Origin of the sequence: Sphingobium cloacae (assembly GCF_002355855.1) — a bacterium.
Lineage (GTDB): Bacteria > Pseudomonadota > Alphaproteobacteria > Sphingomonadales > Sphingomonadaceae > Sphingobium > Sphingobium cloacae.
Window position 1 is genome coordinate 3,280,286 of the sequence record NZ_AP017655.1, and the last position, 26,932, is coordinate 3,307,217.

The window sequence follows — 26,932 nt, forward strand, 5'->3', positions numbered from 1 at the left end:
GCGCATGTGTGCGACATCGAAAGGAAATTGAGGGGTTTGACCATGGGTCTTGTTTCCGAGTTCAAGGCTTTCATCAATCGCGGCAATGTGATGGACCTGGCCGTCGGCGTCATCATCGGCGGCGCGTTCGCGACCATCACCAAGTCGCTGACCGATGATCTGATCATGCCGGTGATCGGTTATCTGTTCGGCGGGGCGGACTTTTCCGGATACTTCCTCCGGCTGGGCGCGATCCCGGCCGGTTTCAAGGGCAATCCGGAAAGCTATGCCGATCTGAAGGCGGCGGGCGTCGCCATGTTCGGATGGGGCGAGTTCCTGACGGTCCTCGTCAACTTCCTGATCCTGGCCTTCATCATCTTCCTGCTGATGAAGTTCGTCAACCGCGTGATGGCGAAGCCCGAAGAGGCCGCCGCAGGGCCGTCCGAGGAGGTTCTGCTGCTGCGGGAAATCCGGGATTCGCTGAAAAAATAAGAGAGAATGCGATGAACCGAGCGGCGGAGGGGAACCATCCGCCGCCCGGCCTGTTGATCGCGATCAGGGTAGGGGACGGCCTGGCGTCGCTTTCCACCCGTGCCGAAAGACGTCAGCCCAAAGGGGGCGCAACAGGAGAATACGCCGTGAAAACCATCGTTACAGTCCTTGGCCTTGCCAGCATGATCGCGCTTGCGGCATGCGATTCCAAGCAGGAAAACACGGTCGAGAACGCATACGAGAATCAGGCGGACGCACTCGACAACCAGGCGGCGAACATGGAATCGCTGGCCGACAATCTGTCCGGCAGCGCCGAAAATGCGGCGGAAAACGCCGCCGACGTGCTGGAGAACAAGGCCGACGCGACCCGCAACGCCGGCGAGGCAGCCGCCGAAGCGGTGGAAAAGAACGAAAAGAAGTAATTCTTCGTTCGCGGCCGTGGCCGCACGGGCGTCGCGATCGGATCGCGGCGCCCTTTTTCTTGTCTTTAACGCCCTCTTAACCACGCATGGCCATGGTATCGCCCGCATATATGGGGCGTGGGAATGGACGAACTCCTTCAGGAATTCATATCGGAAACGCAAGAAACCCTGGAGGCGCTTGCGGGAGAGGTCGTCGCCTGGGAAGCCGACCCGTCCGATCGCGACCGGCTGGACGCGATCTTCCGATTCTTCCATACCGTGAAGGGCAGTTGCGGTTTCCTGCACCTGCCCCGTTTCGAACGCCTGAGCCATGCGGCCGAAGACGTGCTGTCCGACATCCGCGCGGGAAAACGCCAGCCCGACGCGGACACGGTGACCGCCGTTCTGGGCATCATGGACCGCATCGCCGAACTGACGCACGCCATCGCGGTCGGCGCGCCGCTCGCGCAGGAGGATGACGATTATCTCGTCGCCGCCCTGGCCGCGCGGGATGCCGGACCCGTTCAGCCCGATGCCCCAGCCGTCGCGATCCATCAGGGCGCAGGCCCGCAAGGCGCCGCGACACAGGCGCCGCCCCGCACGATCCGCCTGCCGCTGACGCTGATCGACCAACTGATGAACGGCGTGTCGGACATGGTGCTGGCCCGCAACGAACTGGCCCGCCAGTTGCGCGACAGGGCCAGCGATCCCGCGCTGGAGGGGGCGTTCGAGCGGCTGTCCGCCTGCGTCGCCGACATGCGCGATGCGATTTCGCGCACGCGCATGCAGCGGATCGAGCGGCTGTTCGCGGCCATTCCCCGCACCGTGCGCGACCTCAGCCGCGATCTCGGCAAGCGGATCGACCTGGGCCTTGAAGGGGGCGATGTCGAGATGGATCGGGAAATGGTCGAGATGGTGGTGGACCCGCTCGTCCATATCGTCCGCAACAGCATCGACCATGGAATAGAAACCCCCGAACGCCGCCGCGCGCTGGGCAAGCCGGAAACCGGCCGGCTGCGGCTGGAAGCGCGCCAGTCCGGCAACCAGATCGTCATAGAGATCAGCGACGACGGCGCGGGCATCGACACGGGGCGTCTGGTCGAGAAGGCCCTTGCCGCCGGGAGGCTGACGCCGGACGCCGCCGCGCGCATGAGCGAGGCGGAGAAACTGGACCTCATTTTCCAGCCGGGCCTTTCGACTGCGCAGGCGGTGACGGCCATTTCCGGCCGCGGGGTGGGGATGGACGTGGTCCGCGCCAATATCGAGCGCATCGGCGGCACCATCGGGCTGGACAATCATCCGGGGCAGGGCCTGCGCATCACCCTGCGCGTACCGCTGACCCTGACGATCATCCCCGGCCTCGTCCTGCGTGCGGGCGGCCTCGATTTCGCGATTCCCCGGGCGTCCGTGGTCGAAATCCTCCACGATACCAGCAACATGCTTCGGATCGACGAGGTGGGCGGGGCGAAGATCGCGACGATCCGCGATGTCCGCCACTCGATGATCGATCTGGAGGATATTCTGGCCCTTCCCGTTCCCGCCCAGCCGGAACCGCGCGCGCTGATGGTCGTCCGCTCGGCCAGCGGCTTTCCCTTCGCGCTCGGCGTATCGGCGGTGGAAAATCATGAGGAACTGGTGATCCGACCCGCGTCCCCGCTCGTGATGGCGAGTGGCATCTATGCCGGGATGACGCTGCCCGACAATGGCAGGCCGATGCTGCTGCTGGACGCCACCGGCCTTGCCCGCAAGGCGTCCCTGCCGGAGACCGCGGAACAGCCCGTCGCCGCCAGCGACGACGAAAAGACGGACGTCAGCGATGGCGTGGAAATGGTCGCGGCGCTGCGGTTCGAGGCGCTTTCCGGCGAGCGCCGCCTGCTCCAGCTATCCCTGATCGATCGGGTGGAGGAACTGGAGGCGAATCTGTTCGGCCGCTCGGGCGGCCACGGCTTTGTGCGGCTGGAAGGCCGGATCGTCCCTGTCATCAACGATTGCCATGGCCTTGGGCGGGATCGCATTTCGGTCCTCCGCCTGCGCGATGGCGCGCGGGAAGCCTATTATGCGGTCGGCGCGGTGCTGGATATCGTCAGGATGCCCGCCGTCCCCGACATGATCGCCATGCATGGCCATCTGAGCGGCGTAAGCGTGGTGGAGGGAGAGCATCTGGAAGTCGTGAATCCCTTCGCCCTGTTCGCATCGCTGCCGGGCGAAGCGCCAGCCCGCAGCCGTTGCGTGCTGGCCGATGCGGAGGATGGATGGGCGCGTGAGATCCTCGCCCCGCTGCTCCGCCATGCGGGGTATGACGTCCTCATGGGCCTGCCCGATGGCGAGGCGGTCGATCCGTCCGATATCGTGCTGTGCACCACGTCCGATGCGGCGCAGGCGGCGGATCTGCTGGGATGCCGGACCGTTCGGTTGCGCGCCGCTCCGCAGCCTTCGGGGCCGCAGGACGCCAGCATCTATCGCTATGATCAGGACGCCCTGATGGCGGCCATCGCGGGAGCACGCCGATGAAACAACTCTATCTCTTCGCGACCCTTGCGGGCGCGCGGGTGGCGATCGCGGCGGACGAAATGGAGGCCGTGGTCCGCCTGGCCGATATTGCGCCGGTGCCCGGCCTTGGCGCTCATGTCGCCGGACTGTCCGCCCTGCGCAGCCGCGTCCTGACGGTTCTCGACATTGCCGCGCTGATATATGGAACGCCCTCCTCTTCGGAACGGCGGCCTTTGGCCGTCATCGCCGAGATCGGCGGGCATGGCTATGCGCTGATGGTCGAGGGGGTGTCCGACATCTGCCGCGCGCCCGGCGGGGAACTGCCCTTGCGCGGCCAGCTCGATCCGGCATGGCGGCCCTATGCCCGCGCCATCGTGGAGCATGACGGGGTTCCCTGGCTGCTGGTTTCGCCCGCCGCTTTGCTCGAAAACAGCGCCGTGGATCAGGCGGCATGAAGAAATTACCCATGTTTACCATTTACTTGGCTTTCGATCCTAGGGTCGCGCGCTCGACACGGGAAAATGCAAGGGACGCTTCATGAAAAACTGTCTGGTGGTCGATGACTCCAAGGTCATCCGCAAGGTGGCTCGCCACATACTCGAATCGCTCGACCTCACGGTCCGCGAAGCGGTGGACGGGCGCGATGCGCTGGCCCAGTGCGAAGACCATGCTCCGGACGTGGTCCTGCTCGACTGGAACATGCCGGTGATGAGCGGCATGGAATTTCTCCAGGCCCTTCCCAACGCCAATATCGCGACGCGGCCCAAGGTCATATTCTGCACCACCGAAAACGGCATCGGCCATATCAAGGCGGCGGTGGAGGCGGGGGCCGACGAATATGTGATGAAGCCCTTCGACCGCGAAACCCTGGAAAGCAAGCTGGCCATCGTCGGCGTGATCTGAAGGGCCGGCGGCCGCCCTTCTTCCCCCCTTGTCCTTGTCCGAAAGCCCTTCGTTCATGAACGCCATCGTCCCGGTCCATCATTGCATCGATGCCGCCACTCCGGTCGCGCGCGTGCTGGTGGTGGATGATTCGGTGGTCGTGCGCACCGTCATCACGCGAATATTGGACAGCGATCCCGCCTTCGACGTGGTCCAGCGGTTCAACAATGCCGAGCAGGCCCTGCGTTATCTGGAGGGGCATCCGGTCGACCTGGTGCTGCTGGACATCGAATTGCCCGGCCAGAGCGGCCTTGCCGCGCTTCCCGCCATTCTCAAGGCCTGCCCGCGCGCGCGGGTGGCGATCCTCTCGGGAAATTGCGAAGCGGGCAGCGCCATCGCCGTCCAGGCGCTGGCCCTGGGCGCGAGCGACATCCTGTCCAAGCCCTTCAGCGGCAGTTTCGGCCAGCAATTCCCGCAGGCGTTGATCGAGCGGCTCAAGCGGCTGCTCCATGGCGATCCGCCGCCCTTGCCGGAACCGCAGGCACCCGCGCCGCTGACGGTGACGGCTTGTGCGGAACTTCCTCTCGCCTGTCTCGGAATCGGCGCCTCGACAGGCGGCATCCATGCGCTGGGCCTGTTGTTCGGCGGTCTTTCCGTGCCGCTCGGCGTGCCCATCCTGCTGACCCAGCATTTGCCCGCCAGCTTCACCCTCTATTTCGCGCAGCAACTGGCGCTGATGACCAGCCTCAGGGTCAAGGTCGCGGAGCAGGGCGATCTGCTGGAGCCGGACACGATCTTTGTCGCGCCGGGCGACGCCAATCTGCGGCTGCGGCGCGATTTCCGGAAACGCCCATGCGTCCAGCTCACATCCGAAGCCACGCCGTCGGGCAATCTGCCGGGCGTCGATCCGATGTTTTCGAGCATCGCGGACATCTATGGCGCGGGCGGGGCGGGGATCGTCCTCACCGGCATGGGGCGCGATGGCGCGGCGGGCGCGCGGGATATCGTGGCCGCGGGCGGCTGGATCGTCGCGCAGGATGAAGCGAGCAGCGTCGTATGGGGCATGCCCGGGGCGGTCGCGGCGGCGGGTTTGAGCTGCGCGGTTCTGGAGCCGAGCATGATGATGGATTTCGTCGCCCGGCAAGGGAGGATATGGTCTTGAACCCCGCATCCTCCGCGACGCACGGAGGGCTCCGGCTTCTGTCCGCCCTGCTGGAGGCCCGGACCGGGCAGGTCCTGTCGCCGGAACGGGAATGGCGGGCGGAAACGGCGCTCAAGCCGCTTCTGCGCGCGTATGGCTTCGGGGACGCGGCGATATTGGCGGCCCATCTCGCCCGCCATCGCGACCCGGATCTGGAGGCGGCGGTCGTCGATGCGCTTCTCAACAATGAAAGCAGCTTCTTCCGCGATCTCCAGATTTTCGGGATGATCCGGCGGGAAATCCTGCCGGACATCCGCGCGCGTGGAAAGGACCGCCGCCTGCGTATCTGGAGCGCGGGCTGCTCCACCGGCCAGGAAGCCTATTCGCTCGCCATCCAGCTTTGCAACGATGCCGGACACTGGCGTGGCTGGCGTATCGAGATATTGGCGACCGATGTGTCCGCGACGGCGATCGAGCGCGCGCGGGCGGGAGTCTTCCCCCAGATGGATGTCCAGAGGGGGCTGTCCGTCAATGACCTCATCCAATGGTTCGATCCGGTAGAGGGCGGCTGGCGCGCCAACGACCGGCTGCGTGGGATGATCGATTTCCGGCAGGATAATCTGCTCGATCCCCATGTGCCTTCCGGCGCCTATGATCTGCTGCTGTGCCGCAACGTGATGCTCTATTTCACGCAGGAGCGGCGGCAGAAGATGTTCGGCGTCTTGCAGAACCACAGTCACGATCATTCCGTCCTGCTTCTTGGGGCGGGGGAAACGGCCATCGGCCATGGCGATCCCTTCGTCGCGCATCCGGATTTCAGGGGCGCCTATCGCCTGCCGTCCTGCGCGGAGGATGCCGCGCGACGGGCGGTCTGATTTCCTTTTCCGCCACGCTTGATTGACGGGCCGCTCTCCGCCATTGTCCTCCCGAACGCCGCTTCATGCGAAGCGGGCCGGAAAGGGCGCGATGATCGAGAAGCTGTGGTGACTGGCCTTTCCCGATGACAGACATTCCGATGATCGACACGCCCTCGCCCAATTTCGACGAGCGCAGCCTGCCCATCTCGCTGCTGGTGCTGCACTATACGGGGATGCCGGATGCGGCGAGCGCGATCAACTGGCTCGCCAATCCGGATTCGAAGGTCTCGGCCCATTATGTCGTGACCGAGGACGGGCAGATCATCCGCATGGTGGATGAGGAAAAGCGCGCCTGGCATGCGGGCCGATCCCATTGGCGCGGGATCGACGATGTCAATTCCGCCAGCATCGGCATCGAAATCGTCAATCCCGGCCATGAATGGGGATACCGTCCTTTCCCGGAAACGCAGATGAGCGCGCTCATCCCGCTGATCCACGACATCGTGCAGCGCCGGAAGATCACCCGCGGCAACATCGTCGGCCACAGCGACATCGCCCCCGCGCGCAAGCAGGACCCCGGCGAACTTTTCCCCTGGGGCCAGCTTGCCCGGCTGCGTCTGGCCCTGCCGCGCCCGACCAGGAACCTGATGGACCCGCATTGGTCGGATGGCGGCTTCATGCTGGCGCTGGAGCGGTTCGGATACGACATCGCCGATCCGCAAGCGGCGGTGGTCGCCTTCCAGCGGCGCTTCCGTCCCGAACTGATCGACGGGATCATCGATGGGGAATGCCGTGCTATCCTGCTGGCGCTGCTGCTGCCCAAGCCGATGGGGGATGACTGAGCCGCTGGAAGTCTGTATAGGCGCCGATGCCAGAGGGCCGGGCGGCCGCGGCTTCGCGCAAGCGGGGGCGAGGAAAGTCCGGGCTCCACGAAATGACGGTGCCGGCTAACGGCCGGCTGGAGTGATCCAAGGGACAGTGCAACAGAAAGCAGGTCGCGTTTTTGTCTTCGGACATTGGGGCTTCGGCCACGCGAAATTGAAAGGGTGCGGTAAGAGCGCACCGCGTCTCCGGCAACGGAAGGCGGCACGGTAAACCCCACCGGGAGCAAGACCGAATAGGGGCGGCGCGCGGCTTGGCCGCTAGGCATGTTTCGGCCGAGACCGCCCGGGTTGGTTGCTTGAGGGACGGAGCAATCCGTCCCCTAGAGGAATGGTCGCCCATCTCCGCCCATCTTCGGGTTGGCGGAGTGGACAGAACCCGGCTTACAGGCCCTCTGGCATTTTGATTTTGACCTCATCCGGGGTGGCGTTTGCCGCTCCGCTTTCCTAATTTGGTGACATGGCACGGAACGGGCGATCGAATGACTGGGGGTTTCCCCGCTGGCGCAGCTACGGCGCATCGCGTGAAGCGCAGGCGGTGCGGCTGTGCGACCGGCATGGCTGCGACCGGCCCGGCGACTGCCCCGCGCCAAAATCGCCCAACAGCCGGGAGCGCTGGTATTTCTGCGCGGATCATGCGGGGGAATATAATCGCAACTGGGACTATTTTCAGGGTCTCGACCAGGAAGAGCGGGAACGGCGCGAGCGGGACGAACAGCGCGAGGCGAACGGCTATCAGTCGAGCGCCTATCATGGCTGGGGCGGTCCCGGCGACGGCAGCCGCTCGCGCGACGAACGCAATGCCCTCAAGGCGCTGGAGCTGGAGGACGACGCTGATTTCGAAGCGGTGAAGAAAAGCTGGCGCAGGCTGGCGAAGGAGAATCATCCCGACGTGAAGCCCGGCGACACCCATGCCGCCATCCGCTTCCAGACCATCCAGGCGGCCTATGAGGTGCTGCGCACCGCCGAGGAACGCCGCACTTGGAAGCCACGGGAGCGCGCGGATTGAAGGGCCATGTGCGGTCGAACTGGTCGAACGCGGTTCTGATCTGCCGCAAATGTTCGAAGAAGCTGGACGGCGGCTTCGGCCCCGATGGGGATGAGCGTCTGGCGAAGGCGCTGCGCCGCCATCTGAAACTGAAGAAGGGACGCAAGGCCGCCGCCGGCATCGTGGAGGTCAATTGCCTCGGCATCTGTCCCAAAGGGGCGGTGACGGTGGTCGATGGCGCGCACAGCCGTGATTGGCTGCTGGTGCGGCCCGGCGCGGATCCGGACGATCTGGCGCGGGAACTGCATCTGGCGGCGGAAGAGGAAGCGCCTGCCTGAAAAGGCTGGCTTCATGCCCCTGTGGGGAGAGGAGCCCGGTGTCGTCGTTCGATCCGGGCTGAAAGCGGAGCCGCCGGTTATGTCTCCCTGTCCGTGCGGGAGCGCGGCGATATCAGAAAAAACGGTCCGCCCGCCGCCGTCCCACAACGGCGGGCGGATCGGGATCAGCCCGGCTGGTCGGCGCGGCTCACGCCCTTGCCGTCCAGATTCTGGGCCGCGAAGTCCCAGTTGATCGCTTCCTTGAGCACGCGGTCGGCATAGTTGGGGCGCGCGTTGCGATAGTCGATATAATAGGCATGTTCCCACACATCGAGGATCAGCAGCGGCGCATGGCCGTCATGCGCGACCGGCGTGTCGGCGTCGTGATAGCTGGTCACTTCCAGCTTGCCGTCCTTCAGGATCAGCGCGGCCCAGCCGCTGGCGAAATGGCCCACGGCCTCCGCCTTCAGCTTTTCGACCAGCGCGTCGACCGAACCGAACGCCTCGTTGATGAGGTCGAGCAGCTTGCCTTCCGGCGCGGTCTTCGTCGGCGAAAGCGACTGCCAGTAGAATGTGTGGTTCCAGATCTGGCCGACCTGGTTGAACAGGCCGCCCTTGGACGACTTGATGAGTTCGACCAGCGACTTGCCCTGCAAGGCAGGATCGGCGGCGACCAGCTCGTTCGCCTTCACGACATAGGCATTGTGATGCTTGCCATGATGATAGTCGAAGGTTTCGGCCGACAGGATGTCGCCGAACGCATCCTTGGCATAGGGCAGGTCGGGCAGGATAAAGGCCATGGTTTTTCTCCTCGGTTTTTTGGGTGGACGGCCACATAACGGCTGGCGCGTCCGAAGGCTCCGATCCCTCCCCTAGCAGGGAAAGAAGCATGGGAAAGACGATTTTTGCTGTCAGCGGCCACGGAAATATCCATGTGACAGGGGCGGAACGGTCGGCTAGATTGGTCGATCAGGCGGATGGCGTTGCGCTGCGGGTTTCGGCCGGGCGCGGCGGATTTACCCCGCGTAAACCATCCCATCCTATGCCGCTCCCATGTCTCCGGCACAGAAGATAGCGCTCTCGGTACTGTTCTCCGTCGCGATGACGATCCTGCCGCTCGCGATCATGTCGCGCGTTCCGGGATTGGGCATCCCGCCCGCTTATTGGGCCTTCGCCTTTTTCTGCCCTGCCATCGGCTCCTATCTCGTCTCGCGCAGGCTGGTCCTGCAAAGCGAGCGGCTGACCCGGCTGCATGACGAACTGTCTCGGGCGCATGAGATGCTGAAACGCGCGGCGGAATCGGATTCGCTGACGGGCGTCCTCAATCGCGGCGGTTTCTTCCGCCGGATGGAAAAGCGGCAAGGCGCGGGCGGCATGGGCTGGCTGCTGATGCTGGACGTGGATCATTTCAAGTCGATCAACGATCGCTACGGGCATGAGGCCGGGGATCGCGCGCTTCAGGCGATGGCCGCGCTCCTGCGCGGGACGCTTAGGGCAGAGGATATCGTCGGGCGGCTGGGCGGCGAGGAATTCGGCATCTATCTGCCCCAGGCGACGCAGGATCTGGCAGCGAATATCGCCGAACGCCTGCGCTACCGTGTGGAGGAAACGCCGCTCGTCGATCTTGAGGGCGGTCCCATCGCCATGACCGTCTCCATCGGCATGGTCCGCATCGGCGAGCGGGCGGCGCTTCGCGACTGCCTGCGCATGGCCGACATCGCTTTGTATGAAGCGAAGCGCAAGGGCCGCAATCAGGTCATATTGGCGGCCTGACGCCTTACCCTTGAGGCGGCGTGGTCTCGCCGATCTCGTCGCTGTCCAGCTTGTCGCCGATGTCGAGGCCATGGCGCATCAGCATCGGGATATTGGCGGCGGCAAAGACCACCGACACGATGGTGACGCCCCACACCTTGACCGCCAGCCAAGCATCGAAGCTCATCGACCGGCGCATGACTTCGTTCGCCACGGCCATGCCGACGAAGAAGAGCGCCCAGTTGCGCGACAGCTTGAGCCAGCCTTCTTCGGTCAGCCCGTCATAGGCCGCCTGCAACAGATATTTGAGCAGCGCCTTCCCCCGCATCAGCCCCGCGAACAGCATCAGCGCGAAGAAGGCGTAGATGATGGTCGGCTTGATCTGGATGAACCGCTGGTCGTGGAAATAGATGGTGAGCCCGCCGAAAAAGAGGATCAGCAGCGCCGACAGCCACAGCATCGGCGACACGCGGCCCAGCTTCACCTTCGACACGATGACCGCGATCACGATGGCGGCCATGAAGGCGGCGGTGCTGAACGTCATGGCGGTGACCGGATTGTTCGCGCCCCAAAGCCATCCCGCGCCCTTGTAGGTGAGGAAGAAGACCAGCAACGGCCCGAAATCGAGCATCAGGCTGAGCGCGCCGTTATGGGCCGGTTTGGGCGCGGGTCGGGTTTCAGCCATCTATATGCCTCCGCAGGAGCAAATCATTCCATTACCGCGCATATGCCGTCCCCGCGATAGCCTTCGCCATGTCGGTGGGGTCGAAGGGCCGCAAATCCTCGATCTTCTCGCCCACGCCGATGGCATGGATGGGCAGGCGGTATTTCTCCGCCGCCGCGACCAGGACGCCGCCGCGCGCCGTGCCGTCCAGCTTGGTCATGACCAGGCCCGTCACCTGCGCGACTTCCTTGAACACCTCGATCTGGCTCAGCGCATTCTGCCCCGTGGTAGCGTCCAGCACCAGCACCACGTCGTGCGGCGCCGCCGGGTTCAACCGCCCAAGCACTCGGCGGATCTTCGCCAGTTCGTCCATCAGCTCGGCCTTGTTCTGGAGCCGCCCCGCCGTGTCCACGATCAGCACGTCGATGCCGGTCGCCGTCGCCTGCTTCACCGCGTCGAAGACGATGCCCGCCGCGTCGCCGCCTTCCTTGCCCGCGACGATGGGGATGCCCAGCCGTTCCGCCCAGACCTTGAGTTGCCCGATCGCCGCCGCGCGGAAAGTATCGCCCGCCGCCAGCATCACGCCATAATCCTGCTCCAGGAGCAGGTTGGCGAGCTTGGCGATGGTGGTGGTCTTGCCCGATCCGTTGACGCCGATGACCAGGATCACCTGCGGGCGCGGAAAGGCTTCGATCTCCAGCGGGCGGGCAACCGGGGCCAGCACCTTCTCGATCTCTTCCGCGATGATCTCGCGCAGATATTCTTCCGTGAGTTCGCGATTATAGCGCCCTTCCGACAGGCGATCGCGCACCCGCGCGGCCATGGCAGGGCCAAGGTCGCTGACGATCAGCGCCTCCTCGATCTCGTCCAGCGTCTGCTCGTCCAGCGCGGCCTTGGTGAAAAGGCCGGTCAGGTTCTCGCCGAGCTTGTCGGATGTGCGCTTGAGCCCGCCGAACAGGCGGTCGCGCCAGCTATTGCCGGGTTCAGTCATCCTGCGCCTCTTGCGCGATCAGCGCGCCCTTCTCAAGCCCCGTGATGACGGCCCGGACGATGGAGGAGGGGGGCTGAGCCGTTGCGAAGCGGACCGGCGCGAAATTTTCCGCATGGCCGCTGATGCCGTTGCGCTCCACCAGCACGGATTGGGTGGAACCGATCAGGCTTTGCAGCCAGCGCGTGCGCTCCCCGGCGCAGGCGTCGCGCAGGCGGGCGGCGCGGTCCCTGATCGTGGCGCGGTCCACCTGCGGCATCCGCGCGGCGGGCGTGCCCGCGCGCGGCGAATAGGGGAAGATGTGGCCGTGGACGATCCGGCACTCCGCGATCAGGCGCAGGCTGTTGTCGAACATCGCCTCGTCCTCGGTCGGGAAACCCGCGATGATGTCCGCGCCGATGCTGATGTCCGGACGGGCGCTTTTCAGCCGATCGACGATGCGGATCGCGTCGGCGCGGGCATGGCGGCGTTTCATCCGCTTCAATATCATGTCGTCGCCCGATTGCAGCGACAGGTGCAGATGCGGCATCAGGCGCGGCTCATGGGCGATGAGGTCGAAGAGCCGCTCGTCGATCTCCACGCTGTCGAGCGAGGAGAGGCGCAGGCGGGGCAAATCCGGCACGCCCTTCAACAGGCGCTCGATCAGCAGGCCGAGCGAGGGGCTGCCCGGCAGGTCGGGACCATAGCTGGTGACGTCGACGCCGGTGAGCACGATCTCGCGATAGCCCGCGTCCACCAGTTGCCTCGCCTTGTCGATCACCGCGCCCGCCGGGACCGATCGGCTGTTCCCCCGGCCATAGGGGATGATGCAGAAGGTGCAACGATGGTCGCAGCCATTCTGCACTTCCAGGAAAGCGCGCGCATGTTCGGCAAAGGCGCTCGCCATATGCGGCGCGGTGTCGCGCACCGCCATGATGTCGGAGACGGTGGGCTCCGCCGTGGAGAGATAGGAGCGCGCCTCCATCTTCTCCCGATTGCCCAGCACCGCATCGACTTCCGGCATCGCGGAAAAAGTCGCAGGCTCGGTCTGCGCCGCGCATCCCGTCACCATGATCCGCGCATCGGGCCGCTCCCGCCGCGCGCGCCGGATCGCCTGCCGGGCCTGCCGCACGGCTTCCGCCGTCACCGCGCAGCTATTGATGACGACAAGATCGTCCTGCCCCGCCGTCATTTCCCGGATCGCCTCGCTCTCCGCGATGTTGAGGCGGCAACCCAGCGTGATGATCTCAGGCCCGCTCATCCAAAGCGCGACCAGTCGGCCTCGCCATCGAACACATGGGTGGCGGGGCCCGTCATGCGGATCGTGCCGCCGGGCGTCCAGTCGATCACCAGATCGCCGCCCGGCAGGCTGACCGTCACCGGGCCGGTCATCAGCTTGCGCCGGATCGCGGCCACGGCGGTGGCGCAGGCTCCCGTGCCGCAGGCGCGCGTCAGCCCCGCGCCGCGTTCCCAGACGATCAGGCGCAGATGATGGTCGCTCACGACCTCCGCGAAATTGACGTTCACCCGCTGGGGAAAGAGCGGATCGGTCTCGATGACCGGGCCGAGCCGGGGGATGTCCACCGCGTCCAGATCGTCGCAGAAGAAGATGACATGCGGATTGCCGACATTGACGGCGGCGGGCGCGGGCAGGTCCTCCCAGCTTGCCTGCATGGAGAGCGTGTCCATGGCATAGGCCAGCGGGATCGCGTTCCAGTCGAAGCGCGGCATGCCCATGTCGACGCTCGCGCCACCCTCCACGCCCTTGGCGTCGAGCAGGCCCGCCTTGGTCTCGATCGTCACGTCGCGGCCCACGAACAGCGGCACGCAGCGGGTCGCATTGCCGCATGCCTCCACCTCGCTCCCGTCCGCGTTGAAGATGCGCATCGACACATCGGCCCGCTCCGATGGACCGATGAGGATCAGCTGATCGCAGCCGATCCCTCCATGCCGGTCGGCAATGGCATGAGCCCGGGCGGCGGTCATCCCGACCGCGTCCTCGCGCGCGTCGATCACGACAAAGTCGTTCCCCAGCCCATGCATCTTCGAAAAGCGTCCCATGATGGGCGCTCATCTAGTGCGGATGCGGGCAAAAGGCCAGTGGGCGCATCGCTATTGCGCCACCCGTGCCCGCTTCTGCCCATAGAGGAAATAGACGATCAGCCCGACCGCATTCCACGCCAGGCAGGCCAGCATGGTTTTCATCGGCAGGCTGACGAACAGATAGGCGCAGCCCGCCACGGCCCCGCCGCCCACCAGCGAGCCCAGCGGCGCGCGGAAGGGGCGCTTCATGTCCGGGCTGCGGCGGCGCAGGACCAGGAGGCAGGCGCCCACGGCGGTAAAGGCGATCAGCGTCCCCGCATTGGCGAGCGCCGCGATCTCGTCGATGGGCAGCAGCCCCGCGAGGATCGCGACCAGCACCGCCGTCACCGCCGTGATCCGCGCGGGCGTCCCCCGTGCCGAGATACGGGCGAGGCTTTGCGGCAGGAACCCGTCCCGCGCCATGACGAGGAAGATGCGGCTCTGCCCATAGAGGAATCCCAGCAGCACGGTCGGAAGCGCGATCACGGCGGCGATGGCGACGATGCGCGCCACTTGCCCCTGTCCCATTTCGCGCAGGATGAGCGCCAGCGGCTCCGGGCTGTCGGCGAAGCGGGTGAAGGGCATCGCCCCGATGGCCGCCGCCGCGACCAGCACATAGATCAGCGTGCACACGATCAGCGACCCGACGATGCCGATGGCAAGGTCGCGCTCCGGCCGCTTGGCCTCTTCGGCGGCGGTCGAGATGGCGTCGAAGCCGTAAAAGGCGAAGAAGATGATCGCCGCCGCCGCCATCACGCCGCGCTCCACCCCGTCCGGCCCCATATGCTTGGCGAAGCCGAAAGGCATGAACGGTTCCAGATTCTGCGCGTCGAAGGCGGGCAGGGCGACCGCGACGAACAGGCTCAGCGTCGCGATCTTCACCAGCACCAGCAGGCTGTTCAGCCGCGCGCTTTCATGCGTCCCCAGCGACAGCAGTCCCGCCACCACCGCGATGATGAAGATGGCGGGCAGGTTGATGAGGCCGCCCAGTTCAGGCCCCTGGGTGAGCAGTTCGGGAAACCCCACCGCCGTCAGCAATGGCGCGGCATAGCCCGACCAGCCCACCGCCACCGTCGACACCACCAGCGAATATTCCAGGATCAGGCTCCATCCCACGATCCACGCGATGCCTTCGCCCAGCACCACATAGGAATAACTGTATGCGCTCCCCGCCGCGGGCATCATCGTGGAAAGCTCCGCATAGGCGAGCGCCGCGCAGGCGCAGATCGCGCCTGCTATGGCGAAGGAGACGAGCACCGCCGGACCCGCCCGGTCCGCCCCCACGCCGATCAGCGTCAATATCCCCGTGCCGACGATCGCACCCACGCCCAGCGCCAGAAGATGCGGCCAGGACAGCGTCCGCGCCATGCGATGCCCCGCTTCCTGCGGCATCATCGCTTCCATCGGCTTGCGGCGCGTCCAGCTCATCCTTGCAGCCTTCCCTGTGCATGAAAGGATGTAGCTAACGCAAAGCAGGGGCGGGTGCAAGCGATAGCCGTGGATCGAGCCGCCCGGGTTGCGCTTCGGGCGGGCTTGCGCTAAAGGCCGCTCGCAGATCGGGCGGCTTGCCGCCGGATACCCTGACAAATCCATGGCGCCCGAAGGGGGTACCGGATGGACGCTGGCCGGCGAGGTTTCGCCCGCCGGCGATTTTGTCGTTTGGCAGGGATGCATGGTTTTCCGGGGCTTTCGCCCCAATCGAGGTGATGATGTTCGATTCGCTAAGCGATCGTCTGGGCGGGGTATTCGACAAGCTGCGTGGGCGCGGTGCGCTGACGGAGGACGATGTCCGCGCCGCGATGCGCGAGGTGCGAATCGCCCTTCTCGAAGCCGACGTCGCCCTTCCGGTCGTGCGCCAGTTCGTCGATCAGGCGACGGAGCGGGCGGTCGGCAGCGACGTGCTGCGTTCGGTCACGCCGGGGCAGATGGTCGTCAAGATCGTCTCCGACACGCTGACCGAGACGCTGGGCGCGGAAACCTCCGAACTCCTCATCGACGTGACCCCGCCCGCCGTCATCATGATGGTCGGCCTTCAGGGGTCCGGCAAGACCACCTCCACCGCCAAGATCGCCAAGCGCCTCAAGGACAAGGAGCGCAAGAAGGTGCTGATGGCGTCCCTCGACGTCCAGCGCCCCGCCGCGCAGGAGCAGCTCGCCGTGCTGGGCCAGCAGGCCGATGTGGCGACGCTCCCCATCGTGCCGGGCCAGCAGCCGGTCGAGATCGCGAAGCGCGCGCTCCAGTCCGCGAAGCTGCAAGGCTTCGACGTGGTGATGCTCGACACCGCGGGCCGCCTCCACGTCGATCAGGCGCTGATGGACGAGATGAAGGCGGTGGCCGATGCCTCCGACCCGGCGGAAATCCTGCTGGTGGTCGACTCGCTGACGGGGCAGGACGCGGTGAATGTCGCGACCAGCTTCACGGCGCAGGTGCCGCTGACCGGCGTGGTGCTGACCCGCATGGACGGCGATGCGCGCGGCGGCGCGGCGCTTTCGATGCGCGCCGTCACCGGCCGCCCGATCAAGTTCGCGGGCACCGGCGAAAAGCTCGACGCCATCGAGCCTTTCCATCCGCAGCGCGTGGCGCAGCGCATCCTGGGCATGGGCGATGTGGTCTCACTGGTCGAAAAGGCCGCCGAAACCATCGACGCCGAGGAAGCCGACAAACTCGCGAAGAAAATGGCCAAGGGTCAGTTCGACATGAACGACCTGCGCGCCCAGCTTGGCCAGATGCGCCGCATGGGCGGCCTTGGCGCGCTGGCGGGCATGATCCCCGGCCTCAAGAAGGCGCAGGCTGCGATGGCGAACAGTGGTGCGAACGACAAGACGCTGCTGCACCTGGACGCCATGATCGGCTCCATGACGCCCAGGGAGCGGGAGAAGCCCGCCCTCATCAACGCCAAGCGCAAGATCCGCATCGCCAAGGGTTCCGGCACCACCGTGCAGGAAGTCAACCGCCTCCTGAAAATGCATCAGGAAATGGAAACGGCGATGAAGAAGATCCGCAAGATGGGCGGCCTCAAAGGGCTGGCCAAGATGTTCGGCGGCGGCGGGCTTGGCGGCATGCTGGGTGGCGCGGGCGGTCCCGAAGGGGCGGGCGCGCCCGATCTCTCCGGGCTTGGTGGTCTGGGAGGCAATATGCCGAAACTCCCGCCCGGTTTTCAGAATTTCATGAAGAAATAAGCGTTTTCAACAGATTATATAAGTCAGAAAGGTAAGGTTGGTTAAACATGGCAACGTCCATTCGTCTTTCGCGCGGCGGCTCCAAGAAGCGTCCCTATTACCGTATCGTCGTGGCCGACAGCCGCGCCCCGCGTGACGGCAAGTTCATCGAGCGCATCGGCAGCTACAACCCCGTCCTGCCCAAGGGCGACGAGAAGCGCGTCGTCCTCGACGTCGAGCGCGCGAAGCACTGGGTCGCCGCCGGCGCGCAGCCGACCGACCGCGTGGCCCGTTTCCTCGACGCCGCGGGCGTGAAGGAACGCGCCACCCGCAACAACCCGAAGAAGGCCGAGCCGGGCCAGAAGGCCAAGGACCGCGCCGAAGAGCGCGCCGAGAAGGCCGCCGCCGCCGTCGAGGCCGCGAAGGAAGCCGAAGCCGAGACCGTGGAAGTCGTCACGGAAGCGCTGGACGAAGCGACCCCCGAAGCCGCTCCCGAAGCGCCCGCTGAAGAGCAGGCCGAGGGCTGAGCCCTTTGACCGACCAGCCCGTCACCCTCGCCGTCATCATCGGCGCGCATGGCGTGACGGGCGAAGTCCGCCTGAAGCTCTTCGGCGAGGGCGTGGACACGCTCAAAAGCTACCGGAGCTTCGATGCGGCCGGGCGCACGCTGACGCTCAAGTCGGTGCGCCCCGGCCCCAATGGCGCGGTGGCGCGCTTCGCCGAGGTCGGCGACCGCGGCCTGGCCGAATCCCTGCGCGGCACGGAACTCACCGTTCCGCGTTCCGCCCTGCCCGAACTGGGCGAGGGCGAATATTATCATGCCGACCTCATTGGCCTGCCCTGCTTCTCCAGCGAAGGGGAAGCCTTGGGCAATCTCGTCGCGGTCGAGAATTTCGGCGCGGGCGACATCATCGAGGTCGAGCGCCCCGGCATCGATGGGAAGGGCGGCAAACGCTTCATGGCCCCGATGCACGCCGTCACGCTGGCCGATGGCCGCGCCGTGATCGAAGCGGCCTTCGCGGCCTGAGCCGGCCGCCATGCAGACATTCCTCGTCCTCCTCTATCCGCTGGCGCTGGTCGGCATCGGCTGGGCGCTCTGGGGGCTGCGCTGGCACTGGGCGCTGCGCCTCCTCGCCCTGCTGGCCGTCGTGAGCATCGCCCCGGCCTTCTTCATCCTGCCGACCGTGCTCCGCCCGCCGCAGGGCTTCGACGATCTGGCGCGCGCCATCGGCTGGATGGCGCTGGGTGTCGGCGGAGCCGCCTGTTTCGCGGGCATCGGCCTGCGCTGCTGCATGAGGGCGCAGAGGCGATGAGCTTCACCGCCCAGATCCTCACCCTCTATCCGGAGATGTTTCCGGGTCCCCTCGGCCATTCGCTCGCCGGACGGGCGCTGGCGGAGGGGAAGTGGGCCTGCGATCCCATCCACATCCGCGACTTCGCGACCGACAGGCACCGCACCGTGGACGACACGCCGGCGGGCGGCGGCGCGGGCATGGTGCTGCGCGTCGACATTCTCGCCAGGGCCGTGGATCACGCACTGGAAAAGCGCCCCGACCTCCCCGTCATCGCCATGACGCCGCGCGGCGCGCCGGTGACGCAGAAGCGGGTGAGGCAACTCGCGGCAGGGCCGGGGGCCACCCTTCTCTGCGGCCGTTTCGAGGGTTTCGACGAGCGGATTTTCGAAACCCGTGCCGTCGAACAGCTCTCCATGGGCGACATCATATTGTCGGGCGGGGAGATGGGCGCGCTGATGCTGCTCGACGCTTGCGTCCGGCTGCTTCCCGGTGTAATGGGCGCGGCTTCCAGCGGAGACGAGGAAAGCTTCGAAAGCGGCCTCCTCGAATATCCGCACTATACCCGGCCCGCTTTGTGGGAAGGGCGCACGATCCCTGAAGTGTTGCGATCGGGGGATCATGCGAAGATCGCCGCCTGGCGGAAACAAAGGGCGGAGGATGACACACGGCTAAGGCGGCCGGACCTTTGGGAACGCCATATCGGCGTTCGGGACCAGCCGCCCTCTGGCGCGCAACGCGAAAGTAAGGACTGAGTTAAATGAACTTGATCCAGCAGATCGAGGCCGAGAACATCGCGGCCCTCGCCAGGGATATTCCGGAATTCCGTCCGGGCGACACGCTGCGCGTCGGCGTGAAGGTCGTCGAAGGCGACCGCAGCCGCGTCCAGAATTATGAAGGCGTGTGCATCGCCCGCTCGAACAAGGGCATGGGTTCCAACTTCACCGTTCGCAAGATTTCGTTCGGCGAAGGCGTGGAGCGTGTGTTCCCGCTCTATTCGCCCAACATCGATTCGATCACGGTGGTCCGCCGTGGCGTCGTGCGTCGCGCGAAGCTCTATTATCTGCGCGGCCGCACCGGCAAGCGCGCCCGCATCGCCGAGCGCCGCGACGTCCGCACCGAGGATTGATCCCCGACGCGCGGTTCGCGATGCCGTGAACATGAACAGGCGGCGCTCCCGGAGCGCCGCCTGTTTTCGTTGGGCGGTTTTCGGCCATTTGCGGACACCCCTTCATTCGTTCGGGCTGAGCGAAGTCGAAGCTGTCCACCGAACGAAGTGAGGTGTTTACGCCTTCGCCAAGCTCAGGCGAACCCCCTTCGATTGCCTGCCAAGGCAGGCTCTCAGGACGGGCTTCGACTTCGCCCAGGGCGAACCGGCGTGGATGTCTGGAACCTGCCCAAAGCCGGGCCATGATGGCCCGATAGGACATTCTGCCCCGCCGCGCCCTCTTGAATCCCGCCTGCCTTGGGCGCATGAACCCCGCCCATGACCGCGACCGCTTTCCGTTCCGCCGCGCCTGGCGCGCGTCCTGCCTCCATCGCCCGCTGGCTGTTGATGGTGGCGGTGCTGGTCTTCTGCATGGTCGTGGTCGGCGGCATCACCCGCCTCACCGAATCGGGCCTGTCGATCACCCAATGGAAGCCGATCACCGGCGCCATTCCTCCGCTGACCCACGATCAATGGATGGAGGCCTTCCGCCTCTACCAGCAGATTCCCGAATATCAGCAGCTTCGGCAGGGCATGACCCTTTCCGACTTCCAGTTCATCTTCTTCTGGGAGTGGGTGCACCGCCTGCTCGGCCGTCTGATCGGCATCGCCTTCGCCGTGCCGCTGATCTGGTTCGCGGCGAAGCGGGCGATCCCGCAAGGCTATGGCTGGCGGCTGGTGGCCCTGCTCGCGCTGGGCGGCCTGCAAGGCTTCATCGGCTGGTGGATGGTGACATCGGGCCTGTCGGTCCGTACCGATGTCAGTCATTACCGCCTCGCCGTCCACCTGCTGACCGCGCTCCTCATCATGGGCGCGTTGATATGGACTGCGCTCGACCTTCTCGCGCTCTCCCGCTACAGCCGCGCCCGGCCCGCCGTCTTGCGCCCCTTCGCGCTGCTGGCGCTGCTCATCCTGTTCGTGCAGCTTCTCTTCGGCGCGTTCACCGCCGGGCTGGACGCGGGCTATGTGTCCAGCACATGGCCGCTGATGAACGATCATTTCGTTCCGGAGGGGATCGCATGGGCGGGCTCCGCCTGGGCGACGATTTCCAGCGATCCCTATCTGGTCCACTTCATCCATCGCTGGTGGGCGTGGATCGCGGCTCTGGCGCTTGTCATGCTGGCGCGCAAGGCGAAGCAGGCGGGCCGCCGCGCTCCTTCCGTGGCCATCAACGCAGCGGTGGGAACGCAGATCGTCCTCGGCATCGCCACCGTCCTGAGCGGCATAGACCTGACGCTTGCCGTGCTGCACCAGGCGGTGGGCGCGCTCGTGGTGGCGTCCGCCACATGGGGGGCGCACGCCATCGGCCAGCGCCGGGCATAAGCCTATCGGTTCCCCCAGGGGAGCTTGTATCGCGGTGCGTCCGCTATTCGGATTGAACGCCTGGGCCACGGCTGCACGCCGTCGGTCAAAACCCGCCTTTGCGCCTCCCCGTCATTTTGATCTGTGACAAAGACATGTCGCGGATAATGCTGTTCCATGGGATATTATGGCTGGGGACGGAGGTGCGCCATGCATATTCAACCGGGTGTCGTCGAAGGCGCCAAGATCGCCTTGAGCTATGCCACGGCGGCGGGGTCCGCCGCTTTGGCCGTCGGCATGGCGCGCGATACGATCAGGCTGGACGGCGGTTCGAGGGCGCTGGTGCTGCGCAGTATCGCCACCACCCTTCTGGTGCTCTTTTTCTTCCAGATTCTCCCGCATTATGCGAGCGGCATTTCCGAAGTGCATTTCATCTTCGGGGCCACGCTCTACCTCATTTTCGGCGGCGGTCCGGCCGCGATCGGGCTGGCGCTGGGCCTGCTGGTGCAGGGCCTGCTGTTCCAGCCGCAGGATCTGCCGCAATATTTCATGAACGTGACCACGCTCGTGGTGCCGCTCTACATCGTCACGCGGCTGGTTCGAAAGCTGGTTCCCGCCCATGCCCCCTATGTCGGGCTGCGCCTCTGGCAGGCGCTGGCGCTGGCCGCCGCCTATCAGGGCGGCATTATCCTGCTCGTCGCGTTCTGGGGCCTCTACGGTCAGGGTTTTGGGGCCGAAAATATGCACCAGATCGGCGTGTTCATGGCGAATTATCTCGTCGTCATCATCGTCGAACCGGTCGTGACCATGGCCATGCTGGCCTTGGCGAAGCTTTTCGACCCGATGACGACCGGCCATCCGCTTTTCTACAACCGGCTTCATCACCCTGTCAGCTGACGGGCGGAGCGGCGGCGCGATCCGCCGCAAGGCCCGGCTTCGCGATCATCGCCCGAGGAGGGCTGGCCGTCAAACCGCCAGCCCTTCCTGCCTATGCCGGTTCGGACGGCCGGGCCCTTTCCCGCCAGCGCCAGCCGCCCAGAAGCAGGGCGAACAGGATGGCGGGCCAGATCACATCCACGGGCGCCAGCGCCGGCGGCAGTGCCCTGGGCGCGGGCGGCGTCTTCGACGAGCGGTCCTCTTCCCGCATGACCTGTCCCTTGAGGGCTTCAGGCGCCTTGCGGTCCTGCCCGGTGCGCGGGGGCGCGGGGGAGGGGGGCGGCGTTCTTTCCGCCCGGACCCGCGCCCGTGACGGGGCCTGTGCTGATCCGGCCTGCGCGGCTCCGCCTTGCCGGGCCGCGGGCGCCGCCGCCACCTTGCGGCCCCCGTCGCGCTCGGCCTTCTCGCGCGCATCGTTGCGCCGGGCGAACGCCTCCAGCTCCGCCGCTGCCGATTCGATGGAGCGGCCCATCGCCTTTTCCATGGCGGCACGGGCCTTCGCGATCAGCGGAGCGGGCACGCCCTGGCTCGCCGCCTGCTCCATCACATAGCGCAGCAGCCTGCCATTGCCGCAGGACACATCGGTGCAGTTCACGCCATGCGCGGCGACGCTGTCCAGATATTCGCGGACCAGCCGGCCGCGCGTCTTTGCATCCGCCTTCCAATAATCCTTGCGGATGGTCTCGATCATCCGGGCGGTGATGTCCTGATAGGCGAAGGGCGACTTGCTCTCGAAAAACTGCTTCATGCCGAGCTTCTGCCTGTCCTCGACATAGGTTTCGTAGGTGTGCTGCCACATGGCGTCGTCCACCGCATCGGTGACGGTGGCGTCCCAGCCCCAGAGATATTCGATGAATTCGCGCATGGCTCCGGCCCCGGCATAGCCTTCCTTCTGCATCCCCCTGATCCATGTCGGATTGACATAGCGCGACCGGAACTCGCGGCCGATGAACTCGTCGAGGCTCCGCATGGCCGGGCGGCCCGGATCGCGGCTGTCGGCGACCATCGTTTCGGGCGTCGTGCCGTCCACATTGCGCACGGCGGCGGCAAGCCCGCCCATATACATGAACATGTCGTCATTATCGAGCGCGCCATAAAGGGCCGTCGAGTTGGAATGGACCACCGTGTCGGTCCCCGACAGCGCCATGCGGAACACGTCCGGCATGGGCTGGCCCCAATAGCCGTTGCCGAAGCCATGGCCCATCTTGCGGATATAGTCGTTCGCGAAGCCCGCCTCGTCATCCCACGACCCGCTCTTGCCGATGATGGCGGAGGTGTTCAGATTATAATTGCCGGGCGGCTCGTCGAAGATGCGCACGCCCGCCATCTTGTCCGCTTCCTTCGCGTCCACGCCCTTCGCGATCAGCGCGGAGCGGGTGGCGAGATAATGCTGCCGGACCTGATTGTCCGCCTCGTCCAGCGCCTTCACCTTCTGGACCGCCTCGTCCATCAGGCGGGTGAGGTTGCCGAACAGGCCCTCCGACGCCGAGGCGATCACGATGTCGACACGGGGGCGACCGAGTTGTTCGCGCGGCACTACCTCCACGCCCGTCACCTTGCCGCGCTCGTCCCACACCGGCTTGGTGCCGAGCAGGTAGAATATCTGGGATTCCAGCACGCCTTCATGGCGCATCGTCTCGTCGCCCCAGATGACGAAGGAGACCTTGGCGGGATAGCGGCCATGCCTGCGTTTGAAATCCTGCAACATCTGCTCGGCCATCCGGGTGCCCATGTCCCATGCTGCGGGCTTGGGAATCTTGTCCGGGTCGATGCCGTAGAAATTGGCGCCGGTGGGATAGGCGTCCGGATTGCGGATCGGCTCGCCGCCCATGCCCGCGGGCACGAACCGGCCGCCCAGCGCGGTCATCAGCCCGTCCAGTTCGCGCGGACCGGACAGCAGGATGCGCTGCCTCATCTCTTGCGCCAAGACCTCGCGCCGGTCCGGCAGGCCGGAACGATCGACGCTGACGATCGCGTCCACCGTGCTCGTCACCGCATCGGGCTCCGGCACACGGCCGAAGGCGTGCAGGCCATAGGGGATCGTCTGGCCTTTCAGCTCAAGCAGATAATCCTCCACCTGATGCAGTTGCTCGTCCGTCCACGGTTTCGCGGGATCGAGCCCCAGATCCTTGGCGATGCCCATCCGGCCCGCCGCCTCCCGCGCCTGTTTCGCATAGGCGGCGGCAAGCTCGGGATTCTTGGTTTCATTCTGGCTGTGGTCGTCGATCAGTTCGCCCAGCTTCGCCAGATCCTCGGTCAGTCCCCCCGCGACGAAGGGCGGCACCATATGGTCGATCAGCGTGGCCATGCCGCGGCGGCGCGCCACCAGCCCTTCGCCGACGACATCGACATTGTAGATATAGGCATCGGGCAGGTCGGCGATCAGCGCGTCGGGCGCGTCCTCCTCGCCCAGCCCGGCGTCGCGCCCGTCCAGCCATTCCAGCGTGCCGTGCGTGCCGACATGGACGACCGCGTCGGCCTTGAAACCGTTGCGCAGCCATGCATAGCCCGCGACATATTGGTGATGCGGCGCCAGGTCCTTGGCGTGATACAGTTTTTCCAGGTCCTCGCCCCAGGCGCGCGACGGCTGCGGCGTCAATATGACCTTGCCGTAACGCACCAGCGGGATGACATAATAGGTCTGCCCGTCCTTGCGCTCGGTCATCAGCCGGTTGTCCTCCGGCTGTCCCCAATCCTTGACGATCTTGTCGCGCAGCGGCGGCGCCAGCGCATCGAGCCAGCGGCGATAGTCCGTCACGGAAACCCGCTCCGCCTGTCCGAGCGCGAGCATCTCCTCCAGCTCTCCGGGCGCATCACCGCCGACATTGCGCGCCTTGGTGGTGATCTCGGCCAGCACCTCGTCGGGCGAGGGCAGCCTGTCCCCGACATCATAGCCCTCCGCCTTCATCCGCTTCAGGATGGTGGCGATGGATTCGGCGACGTTGAGGTAGCTGGCCGCGATCCCGGCCTTTCCGGGCGGAAAATTATAATAGAGGATCGCGATGCGCTTCTCGCCATTGGGCTTGCGCGCCAGTTCGGCATAGCGCAGCGCGCGGCTGACGGCCATGGAGACGCGCGACGGGATCGGGCTGGTGATGACCGAATTCAGCCCCGTCAGCGGATCGGCGATCTTCTCCTTGGTGCCCACCACCGTCGGCGCGACGGTGCCCGCCAGTTCCGGCCCGGCCAGGTTGAACGTGCCTTCGAAGGCGGACAGGCCCTGGGGGGAGGAACGCCACTCCTGCTCGCTGCGGCCGTAAAGCGTGATGAGGTTGATGACCGGAATGCCGACCTGTTCCAGCAGCTTCGACGACTGGGTGTCGTTGAACTGGAAGAACAGGCCCAGCCCGGCATCGGCGCGCGCATCCTTCCCCGTGCCGATCAGCTTGTGGAAGGCGACCGCGCCGGGATAGCCGAAGACGGGAACGGCCTCGGCGCCCTGCTTCTCCACCTCGGCGACCAGCGCGTTGAGCAGGCGGGTGTCGCCCGTATAATAAGTGGCCTTGAAGAAGCCGATGGCGATGCGCGGCGCGCCGGGCTTCAGCTTCCCGTTTGCCGCCCGCCATGTCTGGAATGCGTCCCAGTCCGCGAAGACGCGGCCATTCTCGCCGTCGGGATAATAATAGCCGAAATCGAGCGAGGGCTGCGGCGCGGGCAGGGTGAAGCCCGTGACGCCCGCTTTGGTCAGCGCCAGTTCCATCAGGGCGCGCTGGTTCTGCGGGCCGCCATGCTCCCAATAGGCGCGGGCCTGTTCGTCCCACTGGATGCCCTGCTGCCTGTAGGCGTCCGGGCCCTGCAACCCCTGGCCCACGCCCAGCACGGTGCCCCGCGCCTTCACCGTGGCGATAAGGTCGGTCTTCTTCTCGCTGTCGAAGCGGCGCAGCAACTGCTCGTTCATCACGTCATAGACCAGCACGTCGCTCGCCGCGATCCTCGCCGGGTCGGTCTCGTCGAAGGTCGATTCGGCGAGAAACTGAAGCTCGATCCGCCCCTTGAGGTCCGGCCGCGCCTCGATCAGCTTGCGATAGGCGGCGAGCGTGCCGGGAATATTGCCGTCCGAAAAAACGTAAGACAGCCGGATCGGGCGCGGCTCTTCCGCCCGCGCCGCCGCCGGCATCAGCGCCAGCGCAAGGAACAGCGCGCTAAGGAGCCGGAACAGGCGCATGGGTGGGGTCGCCGTTCTTCTGGTCGGTTTCGGGCACATAGATGATCTGGCCGTTGGCGAGCCGGTAGGCCGCGCCCAGCCGCTCGCCATTGCCGGTGCCTGTGGCGCCCGACAGCTTGTAGGCCTTGATGACCTGCCCCTTCCTGACGACGATCTCCTGCTGCCCGCTGGCGTCGGTCCTGACCATCGTCATCTCGCCCTCGCCGCTCATCAGGTCGCCCATATTGTAGACCGAGAACAGCGTGATCATGAGGCCGACGATGAAGACGATCGAGGCGTCGAACAGGTTGGCGACGCCCGCCAGCGGATCTTCCTCCGCCGGTTCGTCCGGCGGCGCGAGCTTGATGAACCGGCCCATCAGCGCCCCTCCATCTCGGCCACGACGACCTCGGCCAGGTAGCGCTGCTCGCGGATCGAGGCGCTGACCCAGCCCTGCCGCAGCACTACCAGCCCATAGGCGACGGTGCCGGTGGCGAGGCCGATGATGGTGCTGGTGAAGGCGACGACCATCTGGCCCGCCATCGCGCCCAGATTGCCGCCCGCCATGGCGGCGAGCGAACTGCCCATCGGGATCAGCGTGCCGATCAGGCCGAGGCTCGGCCCCAGCTTCACCAGCGCGCGGGGGCCGTCCAGGCTGTGCCGCAGCCGCTCCTCCGCCTCGGCGACGACATTCTCCAGCCCGCCATGATGCAGCGCCTGCGTCCGGTCCAGCGCGCGGATCGCGGCGAGCAGCTTCGCCAGATGCACGGGCAGCGCGGCCTCGCGCGCGGGGTCGGCCCCCTCGTCCAGCACGCGGCCCTGCTGGAGCCAGCGCTTGAGGTCGAAACCGGCGCGCTCGCGGCGGCGGGCGACCGCTTCCACCAGATAGCGGCCGACATAGTAGAACATGAGCGCGACGCACAGCCACAGCATCAGGACGACCGGCAGGCGCAGCACCTGCCCCAGCGCGAACAGCCCGTTTTCGAGAATGTCCATGAAT

28 protein-coding genes and 1 other RNA gene are annotated in these 26,932 nt (G+C 66.0%); 20 read left to right on the forward strand and 9 right to left on the reverse strand.

Annotated elements, in window-relative coordinates:
* The first annotated feature begins 42 nt into the window (after positions 1–42).
* The 11 genes from mscL to SCLO_RS16130 all read left to right on the forward strand — a co-directional run bounded on the left by mscL (position 43) and on the right by SCLO_RS16130 (position 8,449).
* A complete protein-coding gene (gene mscL, locus SCLO_RS16080) occupies positions 43–471 on the forward strand; it encodes a large conductance mechanosensitive channel protein MscL (RefSeq protein ID WP_066519381.1) in 429 nt (142 codons plus the stop codon).
* Positions 472–617: 146 nt separating this feature from the next.
* A complete protein-coding gene (locus tag SCLO_RS16085; protein WP_066519465.1) occupies positions 618–893 on the forward strand; it encodes a hypothetical protein in 276 nt (91 codons plus the stop codon).
* A 123-nt stretch (positions 894–1,016) separates the two neighbouring features.
* Positions 1,017–3,383: a chemotaxis protein CheA gene (locus SCLO_RS16090; RefSeq protein WP_066519379.1), complete on the forward strand. Its 2,367-nt coding sequence runs from the start codon at positions 1,017–1,019 to the stop codon at positions 3,381–3,383.
* Positions 3,380–3,817 carry a chemotaxis protein CheW gene (locus SCLO_RS16095; protein WP_066519377.1) on the forward strand — a complete coding sequence of 146 codons (438 nt, stop codon included), beginning with the start codon at positions 3,380–3,382 and terminating at the stop codon, positions 3,815–3,817. The genes SCLO_RS16090 and SCLO_RS16095 overlap by 4 nt, the downstream gene beginning before the upstream one ends.
* A gap of 82 nt (positions 3,818–3,899) precedes the next feature.
* The gene (locus tag SCLO_RS16100; RefSeq protein WP_066519376.1) at positions 3,900–4,265 is read left to right on the forward strand and encodes a response regulator; all 366 of its coding nucleotides are present in this window, start codon (positions 3,900–3,902) and stop codon (positions 4,263–4,265) included.
* A gap of 55 nt (positions 4,266–4,320) precedes the next feature.
* Positions 4,321–5,406, forward strand: a complete 1,086-nt coding sequence (locus SCLO_RS16105) for a chemotaxis protein CheB (RefSeq protein WP_066519374.1) — start codon at positions 4,321–4,323, stop codon at positions 5,404–5,406.
* Complete coding sequence (locus SCLO_RS16110; protein ID WP_066519371.1) at positions 5,397–6,260, forward strand: CheR family methyltransferase; 864 nt, start codon at positions 5,397–5,399, stop codon at positions 6,258–6,260. Before SCLO_RS16105 ends, SCLO_RS16110 begins: the two co-directional genes overlap by 10 nt.
* A 125-nt stretch (positions 6,261–6,385) precedes the next feature.
* Complete coding sequence (locus SCLO_RS16115) at positions 6,386–7,084, forward strand: N-acetylmuramoyl-L-alanine amidase (RefSeq protein WP_066519370.1); 699 nt, start codon at positions 6,386–6,388, stop codon at positions 7,082–7,084.
* A gap of 29 nt (positions 7,085–7,113) precedes the next feature.
* An RNA gene (rnpB, locus tag SCLO_RS16120) (RNase P RNA component class A) lies at positions 7,114–7,526 on the forward strand.
* 57 nt (positions 7,527–7,583) lie between these two features.
* Complete coding sequence (locus SCLO_RS16125) at positions 7,584–8,132, forward strand: J domain-containing protein (protein WP_066519369.1); 549 nt, start codon at positions 7,584–7,586, stop codon at positions 8,130–8,132.
* A complete protein-coding gene (locus SCLO_RS16130; protein WP_066519368.1) occupies positions 8,105–8,449 on the forward strand; it encodes a hypothetical protein in 345 nt (114 codons plus the stop codon). Before SCLO_RS16125 ends, SCLO_RS16130 begins: the two co-directional genes overlap by 28 nt.
* A gap of 164 nt (positions 8,450–8,613) precedes the next feature.
* Here the strand turns inward: SCLO_RS16130 and SCLO_RS16135 are convergent, their stop codons facing one another.
* The gene (locus SCLO_RS16135) at positions 8,614–9,228 is read right to left on the reverse strand and encodes a superoxide dismutase (RefSeq protein ID WP_066519363.1); all 615 of its coding nucleotides are present in this window, start codon (positions 9,226–9,228) and stop codon (positions 8,614–8,616) included.
* A 253-nt stretch (positions 9,229–9,481) separates the two neighbouring features.
* On the opposite strand from SCLO_RS16135, the gene SCLO_RS16140 reads away from it, so the two are divergent.
* The gene (locus SCLO_RS16140; protein ID WP_083949133.1) at positions 9,482–10,201 is read left to right on the forward strand and encodes a GGDEF domain-containing protein; all 720 of its coding nucleotides are present in this window, start codon (positions 9,482–9,484) and stop codon (positions 10,199–10,201) included.
* 4 nt (positions 10,202–10,205) lie between these two features.
* On the opposite strand, the gene ispZ is transcribed toward SCLO_RS16140, so the two are convergent.
* Genes ispZ through SCLO_RS16165 form a run of 5 tightly spaced genes read right to left on the reverse strand, consistent with a single transcriptional unit; the run spans position 10,206 to position 15,321 of the window.
* On the reverse strand, positions 10,206–10,865 hold the full coding sequence (gene ispZ / locus SCLO_RS16145) for a septation protein IspZ (protein WP_066519357.1): 660 nt from the start codon (positions 10,863–10,865) through the stop codon (positions 10,206–10,208).
* A 31-nt stretch (positions 10,866–10,896) separates the two neighbouring features.
* Positions 10,897–11,835, reverse strand: a complete 939-nt coding sequence (ftsY, locus tag SCLO_RS16150; protein WP_066519355.1) for a signal recognition particle-docking protein FtsY — start codon at positions 11,833–11,835, stop codon at positions 10,897–10,899.
* Positions 11,828–13,072 carry a tRNA (N(6)-L-threonylcarbamoyladenosine(37)-C(2))-methylthiotransferase MtaB gene (mtaB, locus tag SCLO_RS16155; protein ID WP_066519354.1) on the reverse strand — a complete coding sequence of 415 codons (1,245 nt, stop codon included), beginning with the start codon at positions 13,070–13,072 and terminating at the stop codon, positions 11,828–11,830. The genes ftsY and mtaB overlap by 8 nt, the downstream gene beginning before the upstream one ends.
* On the reverse strand, positions 13,069–13,875 hold the full coding sequence (gene dapF, locus SCLO_RS16160) for a diaminopimelate epimerase (protein WP_174521974.1): 807 nt from the start codon (positions 13,873–13,875) through the stop codon (positions 13,069–13,071). Before dapF ends, mtaB begins: the two co-directional genes overlap by 4 nt.
* Before the next feature lie 48 nt (positions 13,876–13,923).
* Positions 13,924–15,321: an amino acid permease gene (locus SCLO_RS16165; RefSeq protein WP_066519352.1), complete on the reverse strand. Its 1,398-nt coding sequence runs from the start codon at positions 15,319–15,321 to the stop codon at positions 13,924–13,926.
* Positions 15,322–15,599: 278 nt separating this feature from the next.
* Here SCLO_RS16165 and ffh point away from each other — a divergent pair, with 278 nt between their 5' ends.
* The 8 genes from ffh to SCLO_RS16205 all read left to right on the forward strand — a co-directional run bounded on the left by ffh (position 15,600) and on the right by SCLO_RS16205 (position 21,749).
* A complete protein-coding gene (gene ffh, locus SCLO_RS16170) occupies positions 15,600–17,072 on the forward strand; it encodes a signal recognition particle protein (RefSeq protein ID WP_066519351.1) in 1,473 nt (490 codons plus the stop codon).
* A gap of 47 nt (positions 17,073–17,119) precedes the next feature.
* Positions 17,120–17,578 (forward strand): 30S ribosomal protein S16, encoded by a 459-nt coding sequence (gene rpsP, locus SCLO_RS16175; RefSeq protein WP_066519348.1) that lies wholly within the window; start codon positions 17,120–17,122, stop codon positions 17,576–17,578.
* Between the two features lie 5 nt (positions 17,579–17,583).
* Entirely contained in the window at positions 17,584–18,078 is a 495-nt protein-coding gene (gene rimM, locus SCLO_RS16180; protein ID WP_066519346.1) for a ribosome maturation factor RimM, read from the forward strand.
* Positions 18,079–18,088: 10 nt separating this feature from the next.
* Positions 18,089–18,364: a hypothetical protein gene (locus tag SCLO_RS16185; RefSeq protein ID WP_096362175.1), complete on the forward strand. Its 276-nt coding sequence runs from the start codon at positions 18,089–18,091 to the stop codon at positions 18,362–18,364.
* Positions 18,361–19,098 (forward strand): tRNA (guanosine(37)-N1)-methyltransferase TrmD, encoded by a 738-nt coding sequence (trmD, locus tag SCLO_RS16190; RefSeq protein ID WP_066521115.1) that lies wholly within the window; start codon positions 18,361–18,363, stop codon positions 19,096–19,098. Before SCLO_RS16185 ends, trmD begins: the two co-directional genes overlap by 4 nt.
* 5 nt (positions 19,099–19,103) lie before the next feature.
* Entirely contained in the window at positions 19,104–19,472 is a 369-nt protein-coding gene (gene rplS, locus SCLO_RS16195) for a 50S ribosomal protein L19 (protein WP_066521118.1), read from the forward strand.
* Positions 19,473–19,829: 357 nt separating this feature from the next.
* Entirely contained in the window at positions 19,830–20,873 is a 1,044-nt protein-coding gene (locus tag SCLO_RS16200) for a COX15/CtaA family protein (protein ID WP_066521120.1), read from the forward strand.
* Positions 20,874–21,062: 189 nt separating this feature from the next.
* Positions 21,063–21,749, forward strand: a complete 687-nt coding sequence (locus tag SCLO_RS16205; RefSeq protein ID WP_066521122.1) for an energy-coupling factor ABC transporter permease — start codon at positions 21,063–21,065, stop codon at positions 21,747–21,749.
* A 91-nt stretch (positions 21,750–21,840) separates the two neighbouring features.
* Here SCLO_RS16205 and SCLO_RS16210 read toward each other — a convergent pair whose 3' ends face one another.
* From SCLO_RS16210 to SCLO_RS16220, 3 genes are read right to left on the reverse strand one after another with little or no spacing between them, the layout of a single operon-like run.
* On the reverse strand, positions 21,841–25,953 hold the full coding sequence (locus SCLO_RS16210; protein WP_066521130.1) for a cobaltochelatase subunit CobN: 4,113 nt from the start codon (positions 25,951–25,953) through the stop codon (positions 21,841–21,843).
* The gene (locus SCLO_RS16215) at positions 25,931–26,311 is read right to left on the reverse strand and encodes a DUF2149 domain-containing protein (RefSeq protein ID WP_066521132.1); all 381 of its coding nucleotides are present in this window, start codon (positions 26,309–26,311) and stop codon (positions 25,931–25,933) included. The genes SCLO_RS16210 and SCLO_RS16215 overlap by 23 nt, the downstream gene beginning before the upstream one ends.
* On the reverse strand, positions 26,311–26,928 hold the full coding sequence (locus SCLO_RS16220; protein ID WP_066521134.1) for a MotA/TolQ/ExbB proton channel family protein: 618 nt from the start codon (positions 26,926–26,928) through the stop codon (positions 26,311–26,313). Before SCLO_RS16220 ends, SCLO_RS16215 begins: the two co-directional genes overlap by 1 nt.
* Positions 26,929–26,932: the final 4 nt, after the last annotated feature.

What these genes read in the sequence shown, in the direction of transcription:
- mscL (WP_066519381.1), top strand. Translation starts at nt 43, where the DNA reads ATGGGTCTTGTTTCCGAGTTCAAGGCTTTCATCAATCGCGGCAATGTG.
- SCLO_RS16090 (WP_066519379.1), top strand. Translation starts at nt 1,017, where the DNA reads ATGGACGAACTCCTTCAGGAATTCATATCGGAAACGCAAGAAACCCTG.
- SCLO_RS16095 (WP_066519377.1), top strand. Translation starts at nt 3,380, where the DNA reads ATGAAACAACTCTATCTCTTCGCGACCCTTGCGGGCGCGCGGGTGGCG.
- SCLO_RS16100 (WP_066519376.1), top strand. Translation starts at nt 3,900, where the DNA reads ATGAAAAACTGTCTGGTGGTCGATGACTCCAAGGTCATCCGCAAGGTG.
- SCLO_RS16105 (WP_066519374.1), top strand. Translation starts at nt 4,321, where the DNA reads ATGAACGCCATCGTCCCGGTCCATCATTGCATCGATGCCGCCACTCCG.
- SCLO_RS16110 (WP_066519371.1), top strand. Translation starts at nt 5,397, where the DNA reads ATGGTCTTGAACCCCGCATCCTCCGCGACGCACGGAGGGCTCCGGCTT.
- SCLO_RS16115 (WP_066519370.1), top strand. Translation starts at nt 6,386, where the DNA reads ATGACAGACATTCCGATGATCGACACGCCCTCGCCCAATTTCGACGAG.
- SCLO_RS16125 (WP_066519369.1), top strand. Translation starts at nt 7,584, where the DNA reads ATGGCACGGAACGGGCGATCGAATGACTGGGGGTTTCCCCGCTGGCGC.
- SCLO_RS16135 (WP_066519363.1), bottom strand. Translation starts at nt 9,228, where the DNA reads ATGGCCTTTATCCTGCCCGACCTGCCCTATGCCAAGGATGCGTTCGGC.
- SCLO_RS16140 (WP_083949133.1), top strand. Translation starts at nt 9,482, where the DNA reads ATGTCTCCGGCACAGAAGATAGCGCTCTCGGTACTGTTCTCCGTCGCG.
- ispZ (WP_066519357.1), bottom strand. Translation starts at nt 10,865, where the DNA reads ATGGCTGAAACCCGACCCGCGCCCAAACCGGCCCATAACGGCGCGCTC.
- ftsY (WP_066519355.1), bottom strand. Translation starts at nt 11,835, where the DNA reads ATGACTGAACCCGGCAATAGCTGGCGCGACCGCCTGTTCGGCGGGCTC.
- mtaB (WP_066519354.1), bottom strand. Translation starts at nt 13,072, where the DNA reads ATGAGCGGGCCTGAGATCATCACGCTGGGTTGCCGCCTCAACATCGCG.
- SCLO_RS16165 (WP_066519352.1), bottom strand. Translation starts at nt 15,321, where the DNA reads ATGAGCTGGACGCGCCGCAAGCCGATGGAAGCGATGATGCCGCAGGAA.
- ffh (WP_066519351.1), top strand. Translation starts at nt 15,600, where the DNA reads ATGATGTTCGATTCGCTAAGCGATCGTCTGGGCGGGGTATTCGACAAG.
- rpsP (WP_066519348.1), top strand. Translation starts at nt 17,120, where the DNA reads ATGGCAACGTCCATTCGTCTTTCGCGCGGCGGCTCCAAGAAGCGTCCC.
- SCLO_RS16185 (WP_096362175.1), top strand. Translation starts at nt 18,089, where the DNA reads ATGCAGACATTCCTCGTCCTCCTCTATCCGCTGGCGCTGGTCGGCATC.
- trmD (WP_066521115.1), top strand. Translation starts at nt 18,361, where the DNA reads ATGAGCTTCACCGCCCAGATCCTCACCCTCTATCCGGAGATGTTTCCG.
- rplS (WP_066521118.1), top strand. Translation starts at nt 19,104, where the DNA reads ATGAACTTGATCCAGCAGATCGAGGCCGAGAACATCGCGGCCCTCGCC.
- SCLO_RS16200 (WP_066521120.1), top strand. Translation starts at nt 19,830, where the DNA reads ATGACCGCGACCGCTTTCCGTTCCGCCGCGCCTGGCGCGCGTCCTGCC.
- SCLO_RS16205 (WP_066521122.1), top strand. Translation starts at nt 21,063, where the DNA reads ATGCATATTCAACCGGGTGTCGTCGAAGGCGCCAAGATCGCCTTGAGC.
- SCLO_RS16210 (WP_066521130.1), bottom strand. Translation starts at nt 25,953, where the DNA reads ATGCGCCTGTTCCGGCTCCTTAGCGCGCTGTTCCTTGCGCTGGCGCTG.
- SCLO_RS16215 (WP_066521132.1), bottom strand. Translation starts at nt 26,311, where the DNA reads ATGGGCCGGTTCATCAAGCTCGCGCCGCCGGACGAACCGGCGGAGGAA.
- SCLO_RS16220 (WP_066521134.1), bottom strand. Translation starts at nt 26,928, where the DNA reads ATGGACATTCTCGAAAACGGGCTGTTCGCGCTGGGGCAGGTGCTGCGC.